A 1,045-nucleotide genomic window follows, 5' to 3' on the forward strand; every position below is an offset into this window, starting at 1 on the left:
CAAAGCCAGCAGTTCGTTACGGAAGCCGGGAGCGCAAACAGATTTGAAATAGAAACAGCAACATTGGCCAAAGAGCGGTCAGACAACGCCCAAATAGAAACTTTTGCTAATCACATGCTGGAAGATCATGGAACTGCCACAGTAGAATTGAAAATGGTGGCGGAAGCAAATGGCCTTTCACTTGCTACTCCTCCAGCGATGACGCAAAAGCACCAGGAGAGATACAACAAACTTGCTGCTATTACCGATGTAAATGCTTTTGAAAAGGAGTATGCCAGTATGATGGAAGATTCTCATGAGGAAACAATCGACCTTTTTGAATATGCAGCAGGGCACGCCGATATAGAAGCAATACGGCAGTTTGCAGCCGGTAAAATTGATGTGCTTCGCCATCACCTTGAAGAAGCTGAAGCTTTGGATGATATGTTTAACCCATAAAATTACTGAGAAATATCTAACTTCTATTTGATTGTCTGCGGGCTGACTATTATTGTAGCCAGCCTTTATTACTTTATAGTTTTCTATCCGAAGCTAACGTCTTAAGAAGTTCGAAAACTTATTCCAGATCATAACAGTCTTTTCAGGAGAACCAGAGCCATCACATTTAATTCTGTCCATGTGCTTCTGTCCGGACACTTAAAGACCACTCTTTTATTCACAGATGACAGGAAGGTTCAGAGGCACCCGACAGGCAGGACATTCCCTCCCTGCATGTATCCCGGCAGGTACTCTATTGGGGATGAGAGCACAGTGAGTGCAGGATGAGAGCACGGTGAGTGCACGTTTTGCCAGAGAAATGTGCACTTACCGTGCTCTCACTGTGCTCTCATCCTGCATATATCCCGGATTGGGGCAGCAGCGGAGCCGGCCAGGGGCAGGATAGTTCTCCGAACTGGCCATATGACAAGTATAATACTTTCTTCCTGTTGTCTTATCCTAGAATGGCTATACACCTTACTGAATAAATCCTGAATTAATTATACACGATGATTTGTTATTCCTGGTTGAATTATACACTGCAATTTGGTAATCCTGTTTGAACTAT

General features: G+C 43.8%; 1 protein-coding gene. It reads left to right on the top strand.

Annotated elements, in window-relative coordinates; genetic code table 11:
• Positions 1–438 (top strand): DUF4142 domain-containing protein (locus DDR33_RS19545; protein WP_109417495.1); only part of this gene is annotated, 438 nt, incomplete at its 5' end.
• Positions 439–1,045: the final 607 nt, after the last annotated feature.

This window comes from Pararcticibacter amylolyticus (assembly GCF_003130405.1).
GTDB lineage: Bacteria > Bacteroidota > Bacteroidia > Sphingobacteriales > Sphingobacteriaceae > Arcticibacter > Arcticibacter amylolyticus.